The organism is Halorientalis brevis (assembly GCF_042678165.1).
GTDB classification, from domain to species: Archaea; Halobacteriota; Halobacteria; order Halobacteriales; family Haloarculaceae; genus Halorientalis; species Halorientalis brevis.
Genome location: NZ_JBHUDJ010000003.1, coordinates 411,914 through 434,803 on the forward strand (window position 1 = coordinate 411,914; position 22,890 = coordinate 434,803).

24 protein-coding genes and 1 tRNA gene are annotated in these 22,890 nt (G+C 63.3%); 12 read left to right on the plus strand and 13 right to left on the minus strand.

The annotated features are described in order from the left end of the window. The first annotated feature begins 21 nt into the window (after window positions 1-21). Window positions 22-2,733, plus strand: coding sequence for a DNA-directed DNA polymerase (locus ACFR9U_RS09205; protein WP_247374795.1), 2,712 nt, complete (start codon window positions 22-24; stop codon window positions 2,731-2,733). 20 nt (window positions 2,734-2,753) lie between these two features. On the opposite strand, the gene ACFR9U_RS09210 is transcribed toward ACFR9U_RS09205, so the two are convergent. Continuing rightward, window positions 2,754-4,496 carry a histidine kinase N-terminal 7TM domain-containing protein gene (locus tag ACFR9U_RS09210; RefSeq protein WP_282594026.1) on the minus strand — a complete coding sequence of 581 codons (1,743 nt, stop codon included), beginning with the start codon at window positions 4,494-4,496 and terminating at the stop codon, window positions 2,754-2,756. A 202-nt stretch (window positions 4,497-4,698) separates the two neighbouring features. Here ACFR9U_RS09210 and ACFR9U_RS09215 point away from each other — a divergent pair, with 202 nt between their 5' ends. From ACFR9U_RS09215 to ACFR9U_RS09250, 8 genes are all read left to right on the plus strand, one after another. Continuing rightward, window positions 4,699-5,604: an ABC transporter ATP-binding protein gene (locus ACFR9U_RS09215; protein ID WP_247374780.1), complete on the plus strand. Its 906-nt coding sequence runs from the start codon at window positions 4,699-4,701 to the stop codon at window positions 5,602-5,604. A gap of 57 nt (window positions 5,605-5,661) precedes the next feature. Beyond that, window positions 5,662-7,092, plus strand: a complete 1,431-nt coding sequence (sufB, locus tag ACFR9U_RS09220; RefSeq protein ID WP_247374778.1) for a Fe-S cluster assembly protein SufB — start codon at window positions 5,662-5,664, stop codon at window positions 7,090-7,092. A 15-nt stretch (window positions 7,093-7,107) separates the two neighbouring features. After that, on the plus strand, window positions 7,108-8,319 hold the full coding sequence (gene sufD, locus ACFR9U_RS09225) for a Fe-S cluster assembly protein SufD (RefSeq protein WP_247374775.1): 1,212 nt from the start codon (window positions 7,108-7,110) through the stop codon (window positions 8,317-8,319). Window positions 8,320-8,447: 128 nt separating this feature from the next. Then, complete coding sequence (locus ACFR9U_RS09230) at window positions 8,448-8,927, plus strand: ferritin-like domain-containing protein (RefSeq protein WP_247374758.1); 480 nt, start codon at window positions 8,448-8,450, stop codon at window positions 8,925-8,927. A gap of 19 nt (window positions 8,928-8,946) precedes the next feature. After that, window positions 8,947-9,378 carry a metal-dependent transcriptional regulator gene (locus ACFR9U_RS09235; RefSeq protein WP_247374756.1) on the plus strand — a complete coding sequence of 144 codons (432 nt, stop codon included), beginning with the start codon at window positions 8,947-8,949 and terminating at the stop codon, window positions 9,376-9,378. A gap of 116 nt (window positions 9,379-9,494) precedes the next feature. After that, the gene (locus tag ACFR9U_RS09240; protein WP_247374753.1) at window positions 9,495-10,247 is read left to right on the plus strand and encodes an HNH endonuclease; all 753 of its coding nucleotides are present in this window, start codon (window positions 9,495-9,497) and stop codon (window positions 10,245-10,247) included. Between the two features lie 34 nt (window positions 10,248-10,281). Then, a tRNA-Gln gene (locus ACFR9U_RS09245) sits at window positions 10,282-10,403 on the plus strand. Between the two features lie 184 nt (window positions 10,404-10,587). After that, complete coding sequence (locus tag ACFR9U_RS09250; protein WP_247374732.1) at window positions 10,588-10,749, plus strand: hypothetical protein; 162 nt, start codon at window positions 10,588-10,590, stop codon at window positions 10,747-10,749. 7 nt (window positions 10,750-10,756) lie between these two features. On the opposite strand, the gene ACFR9U_RS09255 is transcribed toward ACFR9U_RS09250, so the two are convergent. After that, entirely contained in the window at window positions 10,757-11,257 is a 501-nt protein-coding gene (locus ACFR9U_RS09255; protein ID WP_247374730.1) for a pyridoxamine 5'-phosphate oxidase family protein, read from the minus strand. Between the two features lie 83 nt (window positions 11,258-11,340). Between ACFR9U_RS09255 and ACFR9U_RS09260 the strand changes: the two genes are divergently transcribed. After that, complete coding sequence (locus ACFR9U_RS09260) at window positions 11,341-12,003, plus strand: DUF502 domain-containing protein (protein WP_247374717.1); 663 nt, start codon at window positions 11,341-11,343, stop codon at window positions 12,001-12,003. Between the two features lie 7 nt (window positions 12,004-12,010). On the opposite strand, the gene ACFR9U_RS09265 is transcribed toward ACFR9U_RS09260, so the two are convergent. After that, window positions 12,011-12,736, minus strand: a complete 726-nt coding sequence (locus tag ACFR9U_RS09265; RefSeq protein ID WP_247374699.1) for a GNAT family N-acetyltransferase — start codon at window positions 12,734-12,736, stop codon at window positions 12,011-12,013. Between the two features lie 350 nt (window positions 12,737-13,086). Here ACFR9U_RS09265 and ACFR9U_RS09270 point away from each other — a divergent pair, with 350 nt between their 5' ends. Next, window positions 13,087-13,824 (plus strand): HD domain-containing protein, encoded by a 738-nt coding sequence (locus ACFR9U_RS09270; protein WP_247374661.1) that lies wholly within the window; start codon window positions 13,087-13,089, stop codon window positions 13,822-13,824. Here the strand turns inward: ACFR9U_RS09270 and ACFR9U_RS09275 are convergent. From ACFR9U_RS09275 to ACFR9U_RS09285, 3 genes are read right to left on the minus strand one after another with little or no spacing between them, the layout of a single operon-like run. Further along, window positions 13,821-14,522 (minus strand): LysE family translocator, encoded by a 702-nt coding sequence (locus ACFR9U_RS09275; RefSeq protein WP_247374657.1) that lies wholly within the window; start codon window positions 14,520-14,522, stop codon window positions 13,821-13,823. The genes ACFR9U_RS09270 and ACFR9U_RS09275 overlap by 4 nt on opposite strands. A 3-nt stretch (window positions 14,523-14,525) precedes the next feature. Beyond that, window positions 14,526-15,716 carry a threonine synthase gene (locus ACFR9U_RS09280; RefSeq protein WP_247374654.1) on the minus strand — a complete coding sequence of 397 codons (1,191 nt, stop codon included), beginning with the start codon at window positions 15,714-15,716 and terminating at the stop codon, window positions 14,526-14,528. A gap of 49 nt (window positions 15,717-15,765) precedes the next feature. Next, on the minus strand, window positions 15,766-17,586 hold the full coding sequence (locus ACFR9U_RS09285; RefSeq protein WP_345893346.1) for a cytochrome c oxidase subunit I: 1,821 nt from the start codon (window positions 17,584-17,586) through the stop codon (window positions 15,766-15,768). Between the two features lie 174 nt (window positions 17,587-17,760). On the opposite strand from ACFR9U_RS09285, the gene ACFR9U_RS09290 reads away from it, so the two are divergent. Then, window positions 17,761-19,017 carry an NAD(P)/FAD-dependent oxidoreductase gene (locus ACFR9U_RS09290; RefSeq protein ID WP_247374651.1) on the plus strand — a complete coding sequence of 419 codons (1,257 nt, stop codon included), beginning with the start codon at window positions 17,761-17,763 and terminating at the stop codon, window positions 19,015-19,017. On the opposite strand, the gene ACFR9U_RS09295 is transcribed toward ACFR9U_RS09290, so the two are convergent. The 7 genes from ACFR9U_RS09295 to ACFR9U_RS09325 form a co-directional block, all read right to left on the minus strand. Beyond that, window positions 19,009-19,737: a metallophosphoesterase gene (locus ACFR9U_RS09295; RefSeq protein WP_247374630.1), complete on the minus strand. Its 729-nt coding sequence runs from the start codon at window positions 19,735-19,737 to the stop codon at window positions 19,009-19,011. The genes ACFR9U_RS09290 and ACFR9U_RS09295 overlap by 9 nt on opposite strands. Before the next feature lie 53 nt (window positions 19,738-19,790). Then, window positions 19,791-20,393: a J domain-containing protein gene (locus ACFR9U_RS09300; RefSeq protein WP_247374612.1), complete on the minus strand. Its 603-nt coding sequence runs from the start codon at window positions 20,391-20,393 to the stop codon at window positions 19,791-19,793. A gap of 64 nt (window positions 20,394-20,457) precedes the next feature. Further along, window positions 20,458-21,213, minus strand: coding sequence for a proteasome assembly chaperone family protein (locus ACFR9U_RS09305; RefSeq protein ID WP_247374609.1), 756 nt, complete (start codon window positions 21,211-21,213; stop codon window positions 20,458-20,460). Window positions 21,214-21,218: 5 nt separating this feature from the next. Further along, complete coding sequence (locus ACFR9U_RS09310) at window positions 21,219-21,401, minus strand: RNA-protein complex protein Nop10 (protein WP_247374605.1); 183 nt, start codon at window positions 21,399-21,401, stop codon at window positions 21,219-21,221. A gap of 30 nt (window positions 21,402-21,431) precedes the next feature. Beyond that, complete coding sequence (locus ACFR9U_RS09315) at window positions 21,432-22,232, minus strand: translation initiation factor IF-2 subunit alpha (RefSeq protein ID WP_247374587.1); 801 nt, start codon at window positions 22,230-22,232, stop codon at window positions 21,432-21,434. Between the two features lie 6 nt (window positions 22,233-22,238). Beyond that, window positions 22,239-22,412 carry a 30S ribosomal protein S27e gene (locus tag ACFR9U_RS09320; protein WP_247374584.1) on the minus strand — a complete coding sequence of 58 codons (174 nt, stop codon included), beginning with the start codon at window positions 22,410-22,412 and terminating at the stop codon, window positions 22,239-22,241. A 3-nt stretch (window positions 22,413-22,415) separates the two neighbouring features. Beyond that, window positions 22,416-22,700, minus strand: a complete 285-nt coding sequence (locus tag ACFR9U_RS09325) for a 50S ribosomal protein L44e (protein WP_247374580.1) — start codon at window positions 22,698-22,700, stop codon at window positions 22,416-22,418. Window positions 22,701-22,890 lie beyond the last annotated feature (190 nt).

The following is a 22,890-nucleotide window of genomic DNA, read 5'->3' on the forward strand; positions in this document are numbered from 1 at the left end:
GTCTCCAACGGAGCCACAGCAATGGAGCAAACGGAATTCGGGGACTTCGGTGATGGCGGGGACACCGAACGAGACGTCCAGGCCGAAGCCGCGGCCGTCGCCGGGAACGGCGGCGGCTCGTTCGACATCGTCGACCTGGACGACGTGCGCTACCCCGACGCGGACACCCAGGTCACGCTCGCCGTGACCCAGGTCGACTACACGATCGAAGGCCACGGCGACGACGAGTTCCCCGTCATCCACGTGTTCGGACGGACGCCCGAGGACAACGAGCCCGTCCACGTCGAAGTCTACGAGTTCAAGCCGTACTTCTACGCCCCGACAGACTCGCTGACCGACCGCGACCTGAACCGCGACCGCATCACGGGCTACGAAGAGACCGACGAGAACGGCGAGCCCTACGAGTCCATTCGGGGCGAGCGCCTGACCAAAATCTTCGGCCAGACGCCCCGCGACGTCGGCCAGATGCGCGACGAGTTCGATCACTACGAAGCGGACATTCTCTTTCCCAATCGTCTCCTCATCGACAAGGACGTCACCAGCGGCATCCGCGTTCCCGAGCGCCGTGACGGTGACGACGGGCCGATTCGCGTGCCCCACGAGGAAGTCGAAGCGGTCGACGCGAACGCCGCTCCCCGCGTCAACACCTTCGACATCGAGGTCGACGACCGCCACGGCTTCCCCGAAGAGGGCGAGGAACCCATCGTCTGTCTCACCTCCCACGACTCCTACGACGACGAGTACGTCGTCTGGCTGTACGACGCCGACATGGGAGCCACGCCGCCGGACACGCTCGGAAACTACGACCCGATCGAGGGCGACTTCGACGCCGACGTGCGCGTCTTCGAGGAAGAAGAGCGGATGCTCGACGCCTTCCTCACCTATCTCGAGGAGACCGACCCCGACATTCTGACGGGCTGGAACTTCGACGACTTCGACGCGCCGTACTTCCTCGACCGCCTCGAAGAGTGTCAGGGGCCACACCACGAGTACGACCTTTCGATCGAGCGCCTCTCCCGCGTCGACGAGGTCTGGCGCAACAACTGGCAAGGCCCGAACATCAAGGGTCGGGTCGTCTTCGACCTCCTCTATGCCTACCAGCGCACGAAGTTCACCGAACTCGACTCCTACCGCCTCGACGCGGTGGGCGAACAGGAACTCGGCGTCGGGAAAGAACGGTACCCCGGCGACATCGGCGACCTCTGGGAGGACGACCCCGAACGCCTGCTGGAGTACAACCTCCGGGACGTCGAGCTGTGCGTCGAACTCAACGAGCAACAGAACATCATCCCGTTCTGGCAGGAAGTCGCCTCCTTCGTCGGCTGCAAGCTCGAAGACGCGACGACGCCCGGCGACGCCGTCGACATGTACGTCCTGCACAAACTCCACGGCAACTTCGCGCTCCCCTCGAAGGGCCAACACGACGCCGAGGACTACGAGGGCGGCGCCGTCTTCGACCCGATCACGGGCGTGCGCGAGAACGTCACCGTGCTGGACCTGAAGTCGCTGTATCCGATGTGTATGGTGACCGTCAACGCGAGCCCAGAGACGAAGGTCGATCCCGACGCCTTCGACGGGGAGACGTTCAAGGCACCGAACGGCCAGCACTTCCGGAAGGAACCGGACGGCGTCATCCGAGAGATGGTCGACGAACTCCTGACAGAACGCGAAGAGAAGAAATCCCAGCGCAACGAGTTCGACCCCGACAGTCCGGACTACGAGCGGTTCGACCGCCAACAGGCAGCTGTCAAGGTGATTATGAATTCGTTGTACGGAGTTCTTGGATGGGATCGCTTCCGTCTCTACGACAAGGAGATGGGAGCTGCCGTCACTGCGACCGGTCGCGAGGTAATCTCGTTTACGGAAGCGGTCACCGACCGCTTGGACAAATCGGTCGTCTACGGCGACACAGACAGCGTGATGATCGAACTCGGCGGCGACGTCTCCAAAGACGAGGCGATCGAGCAGTCGTTCGAACTCGAAGAGTCGATCAACGCCGCGTACGACGAGTTCGCGGCCGAGGAGTTGAACGCCGACGAGCATCGCTTCCAGATCGAGTTCGAGAAGCTCTACCGGCGCTTCTTCCAGGCCGGCAAGAAGAAACGCTACGCGGGCCACATCGTCTGGAAGGAAGGGAAAGACGTCGACGACATCGACATCACGGGGTTCGAGTACCAGCGCTCGGACATCGCCCCGATCACCAAGCGCGTCCAGAAGGAGGTCATCGACCGCATCGTGAAAGGCGAGGACACCGAGAACGTCAAATCGTACGTTCACGACGTCATCGCGGACTTCCAGGACGGCAACGTCGACCCCGAGGACGTCGGCATCCCCGGCGGTATCGGGAAGAAACTGGACAACTACGACACCGACACGGCGCAGGTGCGCGGCGCGAAGTACGCGAACCTCCTCCTCGGAACGAACTTCGCGCGGGGGTCGAAACCCAAGCGTCTGTACCTGAAGCGGGTTCACGACGACTTCTTCCAGCGCGTCGAGGACGAACTGGATCTGGACCCCTCGGAAGATCCGCTGTACGGTGAGTTCAAACGGGAACAGGACGTTATCTGCTTCGAGTACGCCGACCAGGTCCCCGAGGAGTTCGAGGTCGACTGGGACAAGATGCTCGAAAAGACGCTGAAAGGCCCCATCGAACGGATTCTGGAAGCGCTCGACGTCTCCTGGGACGAAGTCAAGAGCGGGCAGGAACAGACCGGGCTCGGCAGCTTCATGTAGCGCGAGCGGTCGAATACTGGTCAGTCCTGACTGATCGGATCGCTGTTCGTGATGACGGCGCCCCCGACGCCGCTGATCTCGAAGCGAGCCCCACCGCTTTCACTGTCAGTGATCTCGACGTCCCAGCCGTGGGACTGGACTGCCGTCTGGACGATCGAGAGCCCGAATCCCGTGCCGTCATCTGCGGTGGTGTACCCTTTGTCGAGGACGCTGTCGCGCTCGGCTTCCGGGATGCCCGGGCCGTCGTCCGCGACGAAAAAGCCGTCCTCGACGTCGCCGACGCGAATCGAGACGTCCTCGCGTCCGTGATCGATCGCGTTTCGAAAGAGGTTCTCGAAGATCTGGAGCAGACGGCCCCGATCGGCCTGCACTTCGCGGGTGGTCTCGACGTCGAGCGTCGCGGCCTTCGTGTCGACGTTGCTCCAGGCGTCTTCTGCGATCGCCGGGACCGACACCAGTTCCGTCTTGCTGACGGCCTGGCCCTGGCGCGCCATCATCAGCATGTCGTCGATGATTGACTCCATCCGCTTCAGTCCGGCTTCCATCTCGTCGAAGTGCTCTTCGTCGGGCGACTGCCGAGCGAGTTCGAGGCGGCCGCTGACGACGTTGATTGGGTTCCTGAGATCGTGGGAGACGATGCTGGCGAAGTCCTCCAGTCGTTCGTTCTGTCGTTCGAGCTGGTCCGTCTGGCGTTCGAGCTGTGCCTTCTGGTGCTCGAGTTGGCGCTGTCGGCGCTCCTGTTCGGTGATGTCCCTGATGAGGACGACGCGACCGGTGACCCGGTCGCGCTGGTCGTACACCGGTGAGATGTCGATGTCGTAGTGTCGCGTCTCTCCGTCGAGTTCGATGCGGACCTGATCGCGCGTCTCCCGCTCGTGACTGAACCGATCCAGGGTCTCCTGGTACTCGTCGTCGAGTGCCCTGATCGGTCTGCCGATGAGACGGTCCCTCTCGGTGCCGAGGATCTCCGCTGCTTTCTCGTTGACGTCGACGACGTTATCGTTGGAGTCCAGAACGATGTAACCCTCTTCTATGTTGTCGACGACCGTGCTCCGGGCGATCGGGAGAATATCAAGAATCTGATAGCGAAAGACGGCGACCACGAACATCGACCCGGTGACGGTGAACCCGATGGAGGTGAGATCCACCTCCGTGAGGCCGGCGATGAACGCTGCGTTCATTCCCCAGGGGACGAGCGTCGCGATCAGGATCGCCAGAGCCTGTCCCCGGTACGTCTGCACGCCCGTCGACTGGCTCAGTTTCATCACGAGCATGATGGCCGCTGCGACGAGGAGGAGATACGAGTAGGACGCGTGGATGTAATACCACGGTCCCCAGGTGATGTCCATCAGGACGTAGCTGACACTCTGGTCGACCTCGATGTGCTGTCGGACCAAATGGTGCCACGGGTTCGTGACGACGAAGACGAGCGTCACAGCGTGAACGAAAAACAGTGCGAGCACGCGCCTGGGAGCGAGCCACTCCTCGCGGTTCGTGTACTCCGCTGCGAACAGGAATATCGACACAGTGACGAGCACTGGCCCGATGAAACGGATGTCGTTCATCACCACTTTGACAGTGACGTCCGTACTGGACAACCGAACCGCGTCAGCGACTGACCACGTGGTAGCAGCGACGAGGACGCCGAGTAGCGGCACCGCTCCCCGATTGGTCCGACTCCTGGCGGTGAAGACGAGCAATCCCCCCGAGACCATTGCTGCCACGAGAAGAGGGAGCGTATATGGTGTTTGCTGCCACGCCATTCGTTCAGTAGAAGTTTACAATAGAAGTACATAAACTTCTAGTCGAATCCACCTCGTCCGCGTTGTTTCCAGCGGCCGCGCTCAGAGCGAGGTTTCCGCTAACGAAAATCAATTTTCCAATGCCAAAAACCTATACGGGCGAATGCGAAAGCATTATGAACGACTCGTTCCGATGTTAGCACGACTTAGGTGTCCCTAAACTATGGCAACCCTTGAAATTTCCAACCTACACGCTGAAGTTGCCGAGGAGGGCGGTGAGACGATCCTGCGCGGGGTAGACCTGACGGTCAACTCCGGCGAGATCCACGCGCTGATGGGTCCCAACGGCAGTGGGAAGTCGACGCTGGCGAAGGTCATCGCTGGCCATCCCGCGTACGAAGTGACTGACGGTGAGGTCACGCTCCACCTCGAGGACGAGGAGTTCGGCGAGGAGATCCCAGAAGATCTGCAGACCTGGGAGCTGCTCGACCTGGAGCCTAACGAGCGCGCGGCGCTCGGTATCTTCCTGGGCTTCCAGTACCCCGCCGAGATCGAAGGCGTCACGATGGTCAACTTCCTGCGCACGGCCCTGAACGCCAAACTTGAAGAGCGGGAAGAGCTCTTCGAGGAAGACGAGGGCGACGAAGACGAGGAAGAGGAAGCCGGCTACGAGACCTCGCCGATGGAAGGCCCTGCTGACGAGGGCGAGATCGGTGTCGCCGAGTTCCAGCAGATCCTCCAGGAGAAGATGGAGCAGCTGGACATGGACGAGAGCTTCGCTCAGCGCTACCTCAACGCCGGATTCTCTGGCGGGGAGAAAAAGCAAAACGAGGTGCTGCAGGCGGCCATTCTCGAACCCTCGATCGCGGTGCTCGACGAGATCGACTCCGGGCTGGACATCGACCGGCTTCAGGACGTCTCGCAGGGGATCAACGCGCTGCGCGAAGAGCAGGGCACTGGCATCCTCCAGATCACCCACTACCAGCGCATCCTCGACTACGTCGAGCCCGACCACGTCCACATCATGCTGGACGGACAGGTCGTCAAGTCCGATGACGCATCGCTGGCCGAGAAGCTCGAAGACAAGGGCTACGACTGGGTCCGCGAGGAAGTTTACGAGGCTGCGTAACCAGTGGTCGCTAGCACAGCCTCATAAGGCTAGAGAGATAAACTAACATCAACAACAATGAGTTCGGAACAAGACCATCTCGAAGAGACCGACACTGAAGAGCGGTTCTCGTTCAAGAAAGAGGAGAAGTCGGCGTTCAAAACCGACAAAGGCCTCACCGAGGAGACGATCCGGCTGATCAGCGAGGACAAAGACGAGCCCGAGTGGATGCTCGAGCGTCGTCTGCGCGCGCTCCAGCAGTACCAGGAAATGCCGATGCCCACGGACTGGCCGGGCCAGCCCGACCTGTCCGAGGTCGACATCGACGAAATCGTCCCGTACATCCGCCCCGACATCGAGACGCGCGGCGGCGCGGACAGCTGGGAGGACCTCCCCGAGGAGATCCAGGACACGTTCGACAAACTGGGCATCCCGGAAGCCGAGAAGAACGCGCTTTCCGGGGTCGGCGCCCAGTACGAGTCCGAGATCGTTTACCAGAATATGCAGGAACAGTGGGAGGAGAAGGGTGTCATCTTCATGGACATGGACAAGGCCGTCCAGGAGCACCCCGACCTCGTCAAAGAGTACTTCATGACGAAGTGCGTGCCGCCGAGCGACAACAAGTTCGCCGCGCTGCACGGCGCCGTCTGGTCCGGTGGCTCGTTCGTCTACGTCCCCGAGGACACGACGGTCGAAATGCCCGTCCAGGCGTACTTCCGCATGAACTCGGAGGGGATGGGCCAGTTCGAGCACACCCTCATCGTCGCCGAGGACAACTCCGAAGTGCACTACATCGAGGGCTGTTCCGCCCCGAAGTACTCGGCGTTCAACCTCCACAGCGGGTGTGTCGAGGTCTTCGTCGGCGAGAACGCCCACGTCCAGTATTCGACGGTGCAGAACTGGTCGAAGAACACCTACAACCTCAACACCAAGCGCGCCATCGTCGAGCAGGACGGGACGATGGAGTGGGTGTCCGGTAGCATGGGCTCGAAAGCCACGATGCTGTACCCGGCGACCATCCTGAAGGGTCCCGGGGCGACGGACAACCACATCACCATCGCGTTCGCTGGCGAGGGCCAGAACATCGACACCGGCGCGAAGGTCTACCACAACGCGCCCAACACGAAGTCGACCATCGAGTCCAAGTCCATCTCGAAGGACGGCGGCCGCACGAACTACCGCGGCCTCGTCCACATGTCGAACGGTGCGGAACACTCCTCGACCTCGGTCGAGTGTGACGCGCTGATGTTCGACAACGAGTCCACCTCGGACACGATGCCGTACATGGAGATCCAGGAGAACAAAGTCGACGTCGCGCACGAAGCGACCGTCGGGAAGATCGGCGACGAGGACGTGTTCTACCTGGAGACGCGCGGGCTGGACGACGACGACGCAAAGCAGATGATCGTCGCCGGGTTCATCGAGCCCATCACGGAGGAACTGCCCATCGAGTACGCGGTCGAACTCAACCGCCTCATCGAACTCGAAATGGAGGGTAGCCTCGGGTAATACCCGGGACAACACATGAGCACGCAGGTACACGCCAACCTCACGGAGGAGCAGGTAACGACAATCAGCGAGGACCTCGACGAGCCCGAGTGGCTCCTCGAGACGCGACTGGAGGCGCTCGAGGCGCTTGCCGACCTCGACATGCCGGACGTCATCCGGACGCCGGGTCGCGACTGGACGAACCTCGACGCGCTCGATTACGAGAGCTTCGTCGACCCGCTGGACCGGGCACAGGAGAAAGACCGCGTCGAGGCCGAGGGCGTCGACGTCCTCTCCTGGGACGAGGCGCTCGACCAGCACGAAGACGTCGTCGAGGAACACTTCGGTAGCGTCGTCGATCCGCAGCGCAACTATCTGACCGCGCTGTCGACGGCGCTGTTCTCGGCCGGCACGCTCGTCTACGTCCCCGAGGGCGTCGACGCCGAGGACGTGAAGATCCGGACGACGATGAACAGCCAGTCGCTGTTCAACTACACGCTCGTCGTCGCCGAGGAGTCTTCCTCGGTCACGATCCTCGAAAAGCAAGAGACCGGCGAGGATCGCGACGGTGCCCGCTATTACAGCGGGATCGTCGAGGCCGTCGCCGGCGAGAACGCCCACGTCCAGTACGGGGCGCTCCAGCAGCTCGACGAGGAGACGTACAACTTCTCGGTCAAGCGCGGCCACGCCGACACCTACGGCCAGGTCAACTGGATCGAAGGCAACATCGGTTCGCGCCTGACGAAGACGAGCGTCGAGACACGCCTCCTGGGCGACTCCTCGGAGTCGAAGATCGTCGGCGCCTTTTTCGGCCACGAGGACCAGCACTTCGATCTCGGCTCCCGCGTCTGGCACGAGGCCGAACACACGACGGCGGACCTGATCACCCGCGGCGTCCTCGACGACCACGCCCGCTCGGTGTACGAGGGCGTCCAGGACGTCGGTCGCCAGGCCTGGGACACTAACTCCTACCAGCGCGAGAACACGCTGATGCTCTCCGACGAGAGCGAGGCCGACGCGTCCCCGAAGCTGATCATCAACAACCACGACACCGAGGCCAGCCACTCCGCGACGGTCGGCCAGGTGGACGAACAGGACATGTTCTACATGACCTCTCGGTCCATCCCGGAGCAGGTCGCCAAGAACATGCTCGTGGAAGGGTTCTTCGTCCCCGTCCTCGACGAGGTCGAAGTCGACGAGCTCCGCGACGACTTAGAAGAACTGATCGCACAGCGGCTGCGAGAATAACCACCGAATCCACTTCGTTTTTCGCACGACCGTGACCCGGCAGTGCGTGACAGCGGACTTAAGTTGGGCCCGCTCGGAGTAGTGGACATGCTCGCGGTACAGGTCGTCGAGGACGCGGGGTGGTCGCCATGAGCGTCGAGCAGCCCGTCTCCTCGGACCACCAGCTTGCGCGACTGCTCCAGATCGGGGTCGTCCTGGAGGAGGTCGTCGAGGCGCGGGCGGGCGAACACGAGAAGAGCCTCGACGTGGACGATCCGGAACTCGAAGCGCTACTCGACGAGGCCGCCGCGGAATCGGCGGCCCATCGCGACGAACTCGAGGATCTGATCGACGAACTCGATGCCGACACGATCCCCTTCGAGGAGATCAAAGGACTCGTCGCCGCTCAGTACGAAGCGGAAGCGGACTTCGACGGCATCCTCTACGACCAACTGTGCAACGAGGAAACCGCGTACAAGTTCTACGACGACCTCATCGATGCGATCGAGGAGTCCGACGCGGAGTTCAGTATCGACCGGGACCGTCTCCTCGGGACGCTGTCGGCGATTCGCGACGACGAAGCCGACGGCGTCGAGGACGTGACGGATCTCATGGAGGCACGCGAATGAGCATTCAGGGGTGGATTCGATGAACACAGCAGACCAATATCTGAAGGCAATCTATCTCGTCCAGGAGGAAGCGGACGGGCCGGCCTCGACCGGGCGCGTCGCGGAGATGCTCGACGTCAGTCCGGCGAGCGCCAACGAAATGATCGGCAAACTCGAAGACCGCGGCCTGCTCGACCACGAGAAGTACAAGGGCGTCACGCTGACCGACGAGGGGATCGTCCAGGCCAGCGAGGCGCTCCAGACGTACTGCATCATCGAACGCTTCCTCTACGAAGTGCTCGACGTCGAGGAGTTCCGCCACGAGGCAAAGCAACTCGAACCGGTCATCGACGAGACGGTCGCCGACCGCCTCGACACCATCATCGACCGGGAGCCGCAGTGTCCGGACTGCTTCGCGCCCGACGAGGACGTCTGTGCGCTCCTCGAACTCGAAGTCGACGCGGCGGACTGATTGTTGTCGCCGCGACGAATTCCCGATCGATTTGGTTCCTAGCTGAGTTTGCACGTTTAGTTTCACTTTCACTGTGGCTGGGGTGTACTTTTCAAACATCTAACCGCAATGCGAGTATGGAGTGTCCGACCTGTGGGAAGATGCTCAACACGGAACGGGGGATGCGACAACACCACACGAAAGTTCACGACGAACCGCTTCCAAACAGGGAATGTGTTGACTGTGGCTGCGAGTTCTACGACCCGAAGGCTCAGCGTACGTACTGCGACGACTGTTACTCGGAGGACGGCGTGAACAACGGCAACTGGAAAGACGCCACGGAGACGGCGACCTGCGCGGTGTGCGGCGACGAGTTCGAGTATTATCCATCGGACAAAGACGGCGTGTACTGTCAGGAGTGCGTTGCGGGCGCCAACGGGCTTCTCCCCGAGAATCCCAGCGAACCGCTCGAAAGGGTGACGGTCGAATGTGGGGGCTGTGGGTGCGAACTAAGGGTTCGCCCCACTCGAGTTGAACGGAACGAACGCGGTGTTTTCTGTGACTTTGATTGTTACGGTGAATGGCTGTCCGAGAACGTCACTGGCGAGGACCACCATCAGTGGGAGGGCGGTAAGGCGAAGTATGGGGGCCGGTGGTGGACGGTGAGACGAGCGGCGCTCGCCAGGGACGACAATCGTTGTCAGCAATGTGGAAAAACAGCCCAGGAGCTCGGCAAGCGGCCCGATGTCCATCATCTCACGCCCGTTCGTGAGTTTGAGGACCCCCAACGAGCGCATACGCTCGACAACGTGATCACGCTGTGCCGGAGCTGCCACCGCCACGTTGAAGAACGAAACATCAGCGCTCCGTCACCCTCTCCGGAAAGGTAATCTTCTTACGGCTGTACGCCACATCACCAATCGAAGTCCCGTGGTGTAGTGGCCAATCATAGAGGCCTTTGGAAGAGCATACTCCAATCCGAATCATACATTCGGAGTGTGTTCTGAGGATAGCCTCTGACAGCGGTTCGAATCCGCTCGGGACTATTCTGCGACGAACGAATGTGAGGAGTGAATCGTCCTGTGGATCCGAGCCCAGAAGACGAGAGGATTCGAGTCTTCGCGGTTCGAATCCGCTCGGGACTATGACAAAAACCCGACACTAACCTGAAGTGAATCAGTAGCTTTCAAGTACACGACGTTGTAGTTGTTACTGAAACCGACGTTGAGTATGATTTCGCCGTTCATCTTGCATGCGGGGCAGCCGACGCAGCTTCACCTGTTCCTCGATTCGGTTCTGGGCGTCGCCCTGGGCCTCACGGTCGTGGTCCTGTACTATCTGTTCCTGCGGTTCTACGTCTCTCCGGACGGCCGGGGGCAGAGTAGCAGGTGAGTTCCGGTCACTCGACTGCGTCTTTCATCCGGTCGCTGTAGTCCCATGTGGCGACAGTCGTCGGATCGATCCGGAGTGACACCTCCTCTCGGTCCGCCGAGAGGAGTTTCTGGGCGAGCGTCGAGTCCGTTCCACCGAGGTAGCGATCCAGGAGCTCGCGGAGCACCGTCTTCTCGGGGTCGGCATCGACCGTGACCGTTCCCTGGCCGCGGGCGCCTCTGTAGGGCGGTTCGTTGACGGAGATCTCGAAGGCGACGTGGGGGTCCGCGCGCAGGAACCGAACGATGTCGGCGTCGGCACCGGTTGCACACCACAGTTGCTCGTCCTCGTAGCGATACCACAGCGAGAGCATCCAGAGGCCGCCCGAGGGCGTGTGACAGCTCACGCGGATCGGAACGGTGGCCTCGTCGAGGAACGCCGAGAGGTCCGAGTGGGTCCAGGGGCCGCTGAGCGGAAACGGCTCGTCCGATGGCCCGTCTGCGGTCGGCGCGTCGTCCGTGTTGGTCACTGTCGTCGATACGGGACAGAGTGGGAAAGCGTTGTCCCGGCCCCGAACCACATCCTTTTGTCGCCGCCAGGACAGGACATCACATGGGTCTCGGGAAGGTACTGCGGGATAGTTTCATCGCCGGTATCGCGCTGATCGCGCCGCTCGTGGTGACGATCTTCGTCCTCCGAGTTCTCGTCAACTGGCTCACGACGTTCATCGACCCGGTGGTCCAGGGGACGCAACTCGCCACGTACACTGCGAACATTCACGTCGTCGCACAGGGTCTCGCGCTCGTTATCATCGTCTCGACGGTCGTCGCACTGGGGTATCTCGCGCAGCGGAGTTTCGGCCAGCGAGTGTTCGGCTGGATCGACCGCGGGATCGGACTGGTCCCGCTGGTCCGGACGATCTATTCGAGCGTCCGCCAGGTATCGAACGCGCTCGTTGAGCGATCGAACCGCTACGAGAGCGTCGTGCTCATCGAGTATCCCCGCGAGGGGATCTACGCGCTGGGCTTCGTCACCGGTGACAGTCCGGCGCAGGTCGAATCGATCGCCGGGGGCGACGTGTACAACGTCTTCGTCCCGAAAAGCCCGAACCCGACCGGTGGGAATCTGGTGATGGCGCCCGCGGAGCAAGTGCAGCACCTGGACATGAGCGTTCGCCGGGGGATTCGTTTGCTGGTGACGACCGGGATCGCCGAGCGGCAGGAGGAACTCGCCGAACTGCAAAACGAGGCCGAGATGCAGAACACGTCTCCCTAAGGGAGAGTTACAGGTACGAGGCGTCCCAGCGGGTCGGCTTGCGGCTGTTGCCGCAGGTGCCACACTCGATGCGCCCCATGGAGTCCATCGCGTTCGCGAGCGTGTCACACTTCGCACAGTGGTAGCCGTACCGCTCCTGCCGGTCCTGGTCGGTGTAGACGACGTGGAAACTGGCCAGCGAGCCGCGCTCGATGTCGTCGTGGTCGACGTACACCGTCTTCCCGTCGTCGGTGAGCGGCTGCAGGCCCGTGGGTTCGGCTTCGACGTAGATCGCTTCCGTGTACGGGCTGTCGTCGATCCGAACCTCGCCCTCGCTCACCTTCTCGAAGCCCTGATTCCTGTAGAACGTGTTCCCGGCTTCGTTCATCGCGAGCACGCGACCGTGCAGGCGCGTCACGCCGTAGTCTTCGAGGCGACTCCGGGTCGTCTCGAACAACTCCGACCCGATCCCCTGGCCGCGGTAGTCGGGGTGGACGTGCAACCAGAGCACGTCTGCCTCGCCCTCTTCGAGCAGCGCGTTCTCGGTGAAGGCGACGGGTTCGTCCCCTTCCTCGGCGACGAAGATCAGCACCTCGTCACCGGTCACCTTCGCTTCGAACTCGTCGGGGTCGTACCACTGTCTGACGGCGCTCTCTATCGTCTGCGGACTCAACGAGTACGATGCCTGAAGCGACCGTTTGGCGATCTCCCGAATCGCCGCCTGGTCGTCGGCAGTTACCTCTCTCACCTTCATACAGCCACGTATGTGTGTCGCTATCATAAATCTACGTCTCGTCGTCAGGTTTTGTACACGTATGCCGGATTCCGCGTCACCTTCCGTCGTTCGGCTGCGGTCTCTGTTCTGGTCGATACGGGTAGCCCCTTAGTGGTTGGCTGATACGAATGTCGTATCTGCAGATCAGTAATCGGTCGTTTCGACGCTGTTGCCCACCTAAGACTCAGTTAGCCGGCCGCCGAATGGGCAACCGCTGGTCGTTTGCTGTGGGTCCAGAGCCGGTTTGTGGGGTGTCGTAACGCTAAAGACCCGCAGACGCCTTTATATCCGTAAGATGAACAACGAACGTTATATTTGGAGGTGGTTCCGTGGGTGTTGAGATACGGGAATCACCCGTCTCGGACGCGGAATTCGAGGAGATGAAAGCCTTCGTCCACGACTATCTGGAGGCGAGCGTCGAGAACGAGGACGAGGGCGGTCGGATGCGATGGTATCCCTGGCACTCTGCGGCCTACCGGTTCAATCACATCATGAACGTCGTCGAGTTGTCCACCGGCATCGCCAAGAAAGAGGGAGCGAACGTCGACGTCACCAGGGTCGCAGCGCTCTTTCACGACATCGCCAAACTGGAAGCCGACCAGGACGTCCACGCCGAGGAGGGTGCCCGCATTGCACGCGAGTACCTCAATACGCACGCAGACTACCCGCAGTCGTTCATCGACGAAGTGTGTGCGGCGGTCCGCGACCACTCCTATCAGGGGGATTTGACCGATCTGCCACTCGAGACGCAGTGTCTCATCGAAGCGGACCTGCTGGACAAGATCGGTGCGAACGGCACGGCACTAATGTTGTTGCGGATGGGCTACGAGTCCCGGACGCACATGGACTCGTCGGAGATGGTCGGCCGCGTCCTCGAACGCGGTCGGGACGCGGCCGAACGCGTCGAGAGCGACGCCGCCGAGAGCTTGGTCCATCGCCGGCTCAAACGCGTCAAGTGGTTCCAGGAGTGGCTCGAAGACGAGGTCGCGATGATGGGCGGGTCGGACGCCGAGCTGAGTCCCGAGATGGCCACGAAACTCGACGCCGAAGCCGCCGAGGACGACTAGCTCAGCGTCGTCACGCCGTCGACGAGGAAGTAGACGCCGAAGCCGCCGAGGACGACGGCGCTCCCCGCCGCGACGAGCGGTGCGAGGCGGTCGACGCGTCGGCCCGCCGCAACGAGCGTCGCCGGGAAGCCGACGATCCACAGGACGATCCCGCCGAACAGTCCCGCGATCAGTGCCGGGCTTCCGGTGGTTACGACGAGCACGCCCGTGAGTGACGACCCGACGTACGGCGTTTTCGACAGGATGTCGACGGTGCCTGGTTCGAGCAGGCCGACGCCGACGGTCAACCAGAACGCGATCTGATACGGGTTCGTCAGCGCGAGCACGAACGCCTTCTGGAAGCCGCGGCCGGTCGCCGCGTCGTCTTCGGCCAGCTGGGTCGACTCCGAACTGAACTGTTCCCGGGCGTCGCCCACGGCGCCGTAGGCGAAGTACAGCATGAGACCGCCGCCAGCGAGGATCATCAGGCCTCGGAGCGTCGGCTGTTCCTGGACGACCGTGACGATGCCCACCAGCGCGAGCAGGAAGAAACAGGCGTCGGCGGTCATCGCACCGAGGCCGGCGGTGAAGCCGGCGACCCAGCCGCGGACGACGCTCTCCTCGGCGATGATGGCGTTCATCGGCCCCGGCGGTGCGGCGAGCGCGACGCCGAAGACCACGCCCGCGAACAGCGTCGAGACGAGACCACCAGCAGCCATGCGTTAGATCCCTTTGCTCATCAGGTGACTGCGGAGCACGTCGGCTTCCTTGTCGGCCGCAGCGGTGTTGACGAGCACGACGGTGTCGTCGGCGTCGAATTCGCCGGCGTCGGCGAGCGCTGCGGCACCGCTGGCTGCTGCCCCGCTGCTCGCCCCCATCTCGACGCCCTCGTCCTGAGCGACCGTGACCGCACTCTCCAGGACGTCCTTGTCGTCGGCCGCGACCGCGCCACCGTCGCTCTCGCGAATCGCCTCGAGGACGAGCGACCCGCCCGCGGGATCGGCGATTTCGATGTCACCGCAGATGGTGTCCGGTACCTCGGTCGGCTCGTGCTCGTCGCGGTCTTCCTCGACGGCCTCGACGATGGGCGCACAGCCCTCCGCCTGGGCAGCGTACAGTGCGGGCGTGTCGTCGATCAGACCCAGTTCGGCCAGTTCCTTCGCCCCTCGCTGGAGGCCGACGAGACCCACGCCCTGGCCGGTCGGATACACGACCGCGTCGGGGGCGTCCCAGTCCAGTTGCTCGGCGAGTTCGTAGGCGAGCGTCTTCTGGCCCTCGACGCGGTAGGGCGTCTCGAAGGCGGCGACGGAGTACCAGTCCTCGTCGGCGATCGCGTCGGCGAAGGCCTCCGCGGCGTCGTCGTACCGGCCGCCGACGACGGACATGTCGCCGCCGTGGACGTTGATCATCGCCTTGTTCCCGAACGTCGCTCGCGACGGGACGAACGAGTGGGAGGCGAGTCCCGCGCGGCCAGCGTAGGCGGCCGCGGACTGTCCGGCGTTCCCGGTGGTCGGGAGTGCCACGTCGCTGGCGTCGTGAGCGCGTGCCGCAGCTACGGCGAGCGCGAGGCCGCGGTCCGCGACGCTCCCGGTCGGGTTTCGCCCCTCGTCTTTGACCAACACCCGGCCAACGCCGAGTTCTTCGGCCAGCGTCGGGCACTCGACCAGCGGCGTCGTCCCTTCGTCCGTCGAGACGAGCGCTTCCCGTTCGAAGGGCAGGAGTTCTGCGTACCGCTCGACGCCGTCGAAGCGACGGGCTGTCAGTGTCTCGGGCGTGACGTCGACCGCATCGAGATCGTAGTCGACGGTGAGAAAGCCGTCGCAGTCGGGACAGCGGTGCGTCTGGTCGGCCGGATCGAACGTGGCCGCACAGTCCGTACAGACGAGTTCGTGGACCGCTGAAGAGATGTTCATGGTCGTCGCTCGGACCGCGACCGACTAATCTCTGCGGGTTCGCGCTCGGTCAGCGGTCGTCGGAATCCGGTTCCGACCCGGTTTCGGCGCTCGGGTCTTCGTCCGTGGCGTCCGAGTCCTCGCCGCCGTCGGCGATCGCGGTTTCCAGCCGCCGTTCGTGCCAGGCGTATTCGCGCCCGAACAGCGCTGGCGTCTCCTCCTGGAGGTTCCAGGGGTCCTCGCCGACGACGGGGCCTTCGGCCCACGACTGGACGACGTTCCAGACGAAGATGATCTGGCCGACGAGCAGGAGGAACGCGCCGAGCGTCGTGACCTGATGGAGGAGCGTCAGTAACTCCTGTGGGGCGACGGTGACTTCGTAGCTGGCGTACCGGCGCGGCATGCCCGCGTAGCCCAGCAGAAGCATGGCGAAGAAGGCGATGTTCGTCCCGAGCATCGAGAGCCAGAAGTGCCACTTTCCGAGCGTGCGCTGATACATCCGCCCGGAGAAGATGGGGAACCAGTAGTAGATGGCGGCGAACGCACCGAATCCGATCACTCCCATCACGATGTAGTGGAAGTGCCCGACCACGTAGTACGTGTCGTGAACGAGGCGATTGACGGGAATCGACGCGAGGAAGACGCCGGTGACCCCGCCGATGATGAAGTTGGCGACGAAGCCGATACAGAACAGCATCGGCGTCGTCAGACGGAGTTTCCCGTTCCACATGGTCGTGATCCAGTTGAACGTCTTCACCGCACTCGGAATCGCGATCGCTAACGAGACTGCCATGAAGCTCACTTTTAGCTGTGGTGCGACCCCGGTCGAGAACATGTGGTGCGCCCAGACCCCGAAGGAGAGGACGCCGATCGCGAGCGTCGAGTACACGACGAACTTGAACCCGAACAGCCGCCGCCCGGAGAACCGCGGGAGAATGTAGCTGACCAGGCCCATCGGCGGCAACACGAGGATGTACACTTCGGGGTGGCCGAAGAACCAGAACAGGTGCTGCCAGAGGATCGCGCCGCCACCATCGGCGGTGAAGAAGGTCGTGCCGACGTTCCGGTCCAGCAGCAGCATGATGAGCGCGCTGCCCAGTAGCGGGAACGCGAACAGGATGATCCCCGACTGGGTCAGGATCGTCCACGAAAAGATGTCGAGGTTCGCCCAGTTGACGTCATCCCCGCGTTCGCTGACGATCGTCGCGATGAAGTTGATCGCCCCCATCGTCGCCGAGACGCCGGTGAGGTGAAGCCCTAGCATCATCAGATCCGCACCGGCGCCGACCTGTTCGACCGACAGCGGTGTGTACATCGTCCAGGACGTCTGTGACGCCGCGATACTCGGGATGAGGAAGCCGCCCCAGATGAGCAGGGCACCGGGCGGGAGCAGCCAGAAGGCGATGGCGTTGATACGAGGAAACGCCATGTCGTCGGCCCCGATCAACAGCGGGACGAAGTAGTTCGCGAACGCCGCGATGATCGGCGTCCCGAACAGGAACAGCATCGTGATTCCGTGACTCGTGAGCAATGCGTTGTAGAAGTTGGCGTCGAGGAGTGCCAGGTTCGGCGTGATCAGCTCAGTCCGCATCAACGTGATCGCGATGCCGCCCCACGCGAACGCGATGACCGCGTACACGCCGTACATGATGCCGATGTCCTTGTGGTCGACCGTCGTCAGCCAGCGCGTGATGCCGCTGGGCTTTTCCTCGTGTTCGGTTTCGCCCCCGTAGATCCCGACGTCGTCGAGCACTGTGCTCGGTGAGCCGAGTCGATCGAGACCGAGGACGCTGTACGAGCGGTTCGCCACACGGTAATCGAGCCAGAACGCGATGACGAGCAGGAGAAGCCCCATTACTGCCGCTGCCAGGACCAGCGATGACACCGCCATAGCGGGACCCAGGGACGGTCGCCGGATAGTTATTTAGTGGCAACTCCACTGTGCGCGTCACTACGCTCGGCGTACTCGCAGTAAGTCCGGCTTGCGAATTCGTCGCTCCGGCAACTCGCCGCGCGGCGGGCTGACCCCACTGTCGTTTAGTGGTCGCAGTCCGAAGCTGCTGGCATGACACGGGTCGTGGTCGTCGGCGGCGGACTGGCTGGACTGGTTGCTGCTCGGCACCTCGCCGACGCCAGCGTGGACGTGACGCTGCTCGAACGGCGCGAGGAGGTCGGTGGTCGAGTCCGCTCGACCCGCGAGGGCGGCTACGTCTTCGACCACGGGTTCCAGGTCCTCTTCACTGCGTACCCCGCCGCACAGCGGGAACTGGACTACGCGGACCTCGACCTCCGATACTTCACTGGCGGTGCGACGATCGCACATCCCGGACGCCGGTCGGTCCTTGCCGAACCCCGAAGCCTGGGCGACCTGAGCGACACGATCTTCAACACCGACGTGACGTTCGGGGACAAGCTCCGGCTGCTCACGCTCGGGCGCGAACTCGCCGGACGGGACCCCGCAGACTGTTTCGACGGATCGGAGCAGTCCATCGAGGCGTACCTGCTAGACCAGGGGTTCTCCCGGAAGTTCGTCGACAACTTCGCTGCCCCGTTCTACGGCGGCATCACGCTCGATCGGTCGCTGTCGGGCGACGCTGGCGTCTTCCGCTACACGTTCAAAATGCTCCGAGCGGGACGGACGGCGATCCCGGCCCGCGGCATGGGCGCGATCACCCAGCAACTCGCCGACAAGGCCCGAGCAGCTGGCGCTGCCGTCCAGTGTGGAACCGCTGTCGAGGCGCTCGAACCCCACAGCGACGGCACCGTCACGATCGAAACCGATGGGGAGACGCTGCAGGCCGACGGCGCGGTCGTGGCAACCGATCCGCCGACGGCGGCGGAGTTGACGGGCGTCGCGGAGGTTCCGACTGGAACGAAAGGGTGTGTCACCCAGTACTACGACCTGCCCGGGCACGTCGAACTCGACACGGGGAAGAAGATCATCCTCAACGCTCGGGACGCCGAGCCGAATCAGGTCGTTCCGCTCTCGACGGTCGCGCCCGAGTACGCACCGGACGACAGGACGCTCCTGTCAGCGACGTGGCTCGGGACGCCCGATGACTCCGACGACGCGCTCCTCGGCCGCGCCCGCGAGGTGCTCGGACAGTGGTACCCCGAGCGGCGGTTCGACGACCTGGACCTGCTCCACACCGAGCGCGTCGAGGTCGCGCAGTTCGACCAGCCACCGGGCTTCCGCCGGCGCCTTCCGGACGTGGACGCGCCGGACGGGCCGGTCGTCCTCGCCGGCGATTACACGCGCTGGTCGTCGATCCAGGGTGCGCTCGAAAGCGGTCGCGTCGCCGCCGAGACGCTACTAGAGTAAGTTCCGGAACTCGCCGAGCGGGGGGAACCGACGCGTCTCCTCGGCGTTCCCGTCCCAGACGATCGGCTGGAACCGGTCGAGGTTCGAGACGAGCGGCGAGTTGAGCCCGGCCGTGCCGAACCGGCGGTTGATCGAGACGCCCGCGACGAGCTTCGTGAACGCCGGGAGCATGAGCACGTCCGCGCCGTCGTAGACGCCCTCGCCGTAGAGATAGCAGTGCCACTTCTGGCCCTCGATGGTGATCGTCGGGTGGTCGTGACCGACGACGTACAGGGCCGCCGCCGTGTCCGGTTCCACGTGGCCGTGACAGGCGACGACCGGGCCGGTCTCGCCGTCCGCACCGTCTCGACGTGACCACTCGACGCCGTCGAGGACGTACTCGTGCTCCGTGGGGCCGTCCCAGACCACGTCGAGCATCGTGTCGTGGTTGCCGGGCGTGACGATCGGACGGGCGCCAGCGTCGCGACAGATTCGTTCCAGTGCGGTCACCGTGTCTTCGGCGAGCGAGGGGACGCGGTCGAACGAGTGGAGCAGGTCACCGGCGAAGACGACTTCCTCGGGCTCGTATCGATCGACCAGCGCAGTGAGTCGGTCGACCAGGTGGTCGCGCTCGCCGAGGGGAATCTCGACGTTCGAGGTCCGGCCCTTCCCGACGTGGAGGTCCGCACAGACGAGGGTGTCGCCCAGCACCACCGCTCTGTCGCGGACGAGTAAGTCCATTGGCGGTGGGTCTGGGTCGGGCAGCTAAATGGTTGGCGTCCGCGGGACGACGGTTAGCCCGCGTGTTTCTTCGCCGTCGTGTAGGCCTCGCGGAGGCGCTTGAACTCGTCCTCGTCGCCGCCGTGGTCCGGGTGGACCTCCTTGACTCTCTCGCGGTAGGCGCCTTTGATCTCGTCGACCGTGGCACCGACCGGGAGACCGAGGGCGGCGTGGGCGGCCTCGCGGGGTGAGAGTCGTCCGTTCTCGTCAGCCCCGAAGTCCACGTCTGGCGTCTCGAACGGGAGCCGATAGCCGAGGGCGACGCCCGGGAGTTCGTGTTCGACCAGGACTGGTTCGGTGTCGGTTCGAGCGATGCGGTAGTACGCTCGCGCGTCGAAAGTGATGGCGACGTCGCGCTTGGGGAGGTAGAAGGCGACGTGCTGGCCTTCGACGAAGTGACCCTCGGCGTACTGCTCGCCGATGGCGTCGAGGTAGTCGCGCATCTCCGCCCGACGGCGGGTCTCGCTGTCGACTTCTGTCTGGTACTCCGGCGTCTCGCTCGGAAAAAAGCGGACTAGCACGTAGAAGAGCCCAGCGACTGCCAAACTGAGTGCGAGTCCGAGCAGCGCACCGTCGACCACCCACTGCGGCAGCGTGTCCAGCGCCTCTGGAAGCACGGTGAGCGCTACGCGGCCGTCGATAAAGAAAGTCTCGAAGTCGACACTCTCCCGCGGCGGAGTGTTATCCGATGTACCTGAGGTCTTCGTCGGTCGGCGTCGGCGTCCCCTGTTCCATCTCCTGGATCTTCCTGACGACTTCTTCCATCTCCTCGGCCCGCTCTTCCAGGGACCCGAAGTCGACGTCGAATCCGACGAGGTCCTGCAGCACCGTCAGGACCGCCTGGGCGCTCTTGGGGTCGACGAGGTAGCCGCTCGTTTCGCCCATCAGACACGCCGCGTCCAGGTCGCGGCGCTCGCCGAGACCCAGGAGGAGGCCACTGACGCCGACGATGCCGCCCGCGGGTTCGTCTTCGCGGAACTCCACGCCAACGTCTTCGAGTTCGTCGACGAACGCCGTACTCGTCGCGGCGCCGAGGACGTCGTACTCTTCGATGAGTTCGCCCGTCGGCACGCCGCCGAGCGCGAACACGCGTTCGACGCCGAACTCCTCGGCGACGTCGAGGAACTGGTCGGTCATCCGGTAGTGACCCCGGTTGTCCTGGGCCTGGTGGTCGCCGGTCAACACCAGCAGGTCCTGGCCCTGGTCGGTTTGGACGGCGTGGAACTCGGCGTTGGCGAGTTCAGAGCGACCCTCGTCGATACTGACCTGGGGTGGAAAGTGCTGCGAGTACACCTTCCGCACCGGCTCGCCGTCGAGTTCTTCGAGCAGATGTTCGGCGGCGAGTTTCCCCACGTGACCGACGCCGGGCAACCCCTCGACCAGCACCGGGTCAGAAAGCTCTGGGTCCGCGAGCGCCTCAGTCTCGAATTCGTCCATACGGCTTAGTCGCGGTTCCGGCGTTTAATAGCGCGTCGATATTTTCCGTACGGATCCTCGGGATTGAACGGCGCCGGGGCACTGTTGACTGCTGGAGCGCCACACTCCGGACAGGCGTCACCGAGGGTGTACACCGGCCGGTCGTGCTCGGATTCCCAGGCAGCGCAGACGTGGATGTCTGATTTCATGGCAGTGAAAACGTGGCCGACGAACTGCCGTTACTCTTCCTCGGTGTTGCGTTCGCGGTGGTACTCGCCGGTGCCGCCGTGCTCGGCGACGACCTCGCTGGCGCGCTGGGCGCTCTCTTCGAGGTGGCTCTCGGCGGTCTTGTAGTCGGGCGCTTTCACCTTGATGCGGTACTCGGGCGCGCCGACGTACGTGACGTCGAGGTCGACCTCCTCGGGGATCTCGCCGTTGCCCTCGGCCGCTTTGAGGGCGTCGCGGATGATCTCGACGCCGTCGGAATCCGGACAGCGGAGGTCAACGTAGCCGGTGACGTTGACGTACGGGACCGACACGTTCTCGCGTGCGGTCTCGACGATGGCGTCGATCTCTTCCTCGGAGAGGTCGGTGTCGTCGAGCGCTTCCTGGCCGTGGATGGCGGCCTGCTCGAACCCGTCGTACATCGAGCCGAACGCGGCGAGGAACTCGTTGGCGATGGCCGCGTACTTCTCGTCGGCCATGTCCTCGCCGAAGGCGACGGCCATCCAGTTGTCGGCCTTCTGCTCGTTTTTCCACTCCTGGATCTTGTCTTTGCGCTGGTGGTTGTTGACGTCCTTGATCGAGAGGTCGATCTGTTGGGACTCCTCGTCGACCTCGAGCACTTTGGCGACGACCGTCTGGCCCTCGCTGACGTGGTCGCGGACGTTCTTGATCCACCCGGACGCGACCTCGCTGATGTGACAGAGGCCACGCTTGTCTTCGTACTCGTCCAAGTCGACGAACACACCGAAGTCTTCGATCTCGTCGATGCGTCCGACGACTAACTCGCCGGGCTCTGGCCAGCCACTGTACTTCATGTGGGCTTATCGTGCCTCGACGGTCTCAACGATTTCGCCTTCGATAGTCGCCAGGCCACCGGTCGGGCGGGCCAGCGTGTGACCACACACCGCACAGGAGACCTCCGTGGCGGCTTTCTCGAAGACAGTCTGTTCGTTCTCACAGTCCGGACACTCGACGGTAGAGAAGTTTCCTGCCATCGTTTACTCCTGGAACTCGAGTCGGCCTGCGCGCCATCCCTCGCGGAGGTGAGCCTTGCCACACTCCGAGCAGCGGTACTTCAGATCGGTCTTCTTCGTGGGCTTGTCCCCACCGGGCACCTTCGAGAACTTACCTTTGTTCCCGATGCCGCTCCCGCGGCGCTTGCGCTGGCGGTCGTTGACCTTCTTCATTCCCGAGGAACGGCCGGAACGGACCTTCTCGACCTCGTGTTCCTGGTGTTCGTTGCAGTGCGGACAGTACGTGTTAAATCGGCGTGGCATCTGCATAGATATCGACCTTGTGTTCCCGTATGAGAGTCCCCATTAAAACCCGTTTGGTTTCAAGCCCATCTTTTTGCCGGTCGGGTTTCCTCGCTCACTTCGTTCGCTGCGGGAACCACTCCCGGCAAAAACATGGGTGAAAAAGGCCGACGGCTCACTTCGTTCGCCGTCGGTGAACCGCGCTCCCTTCGGTCGC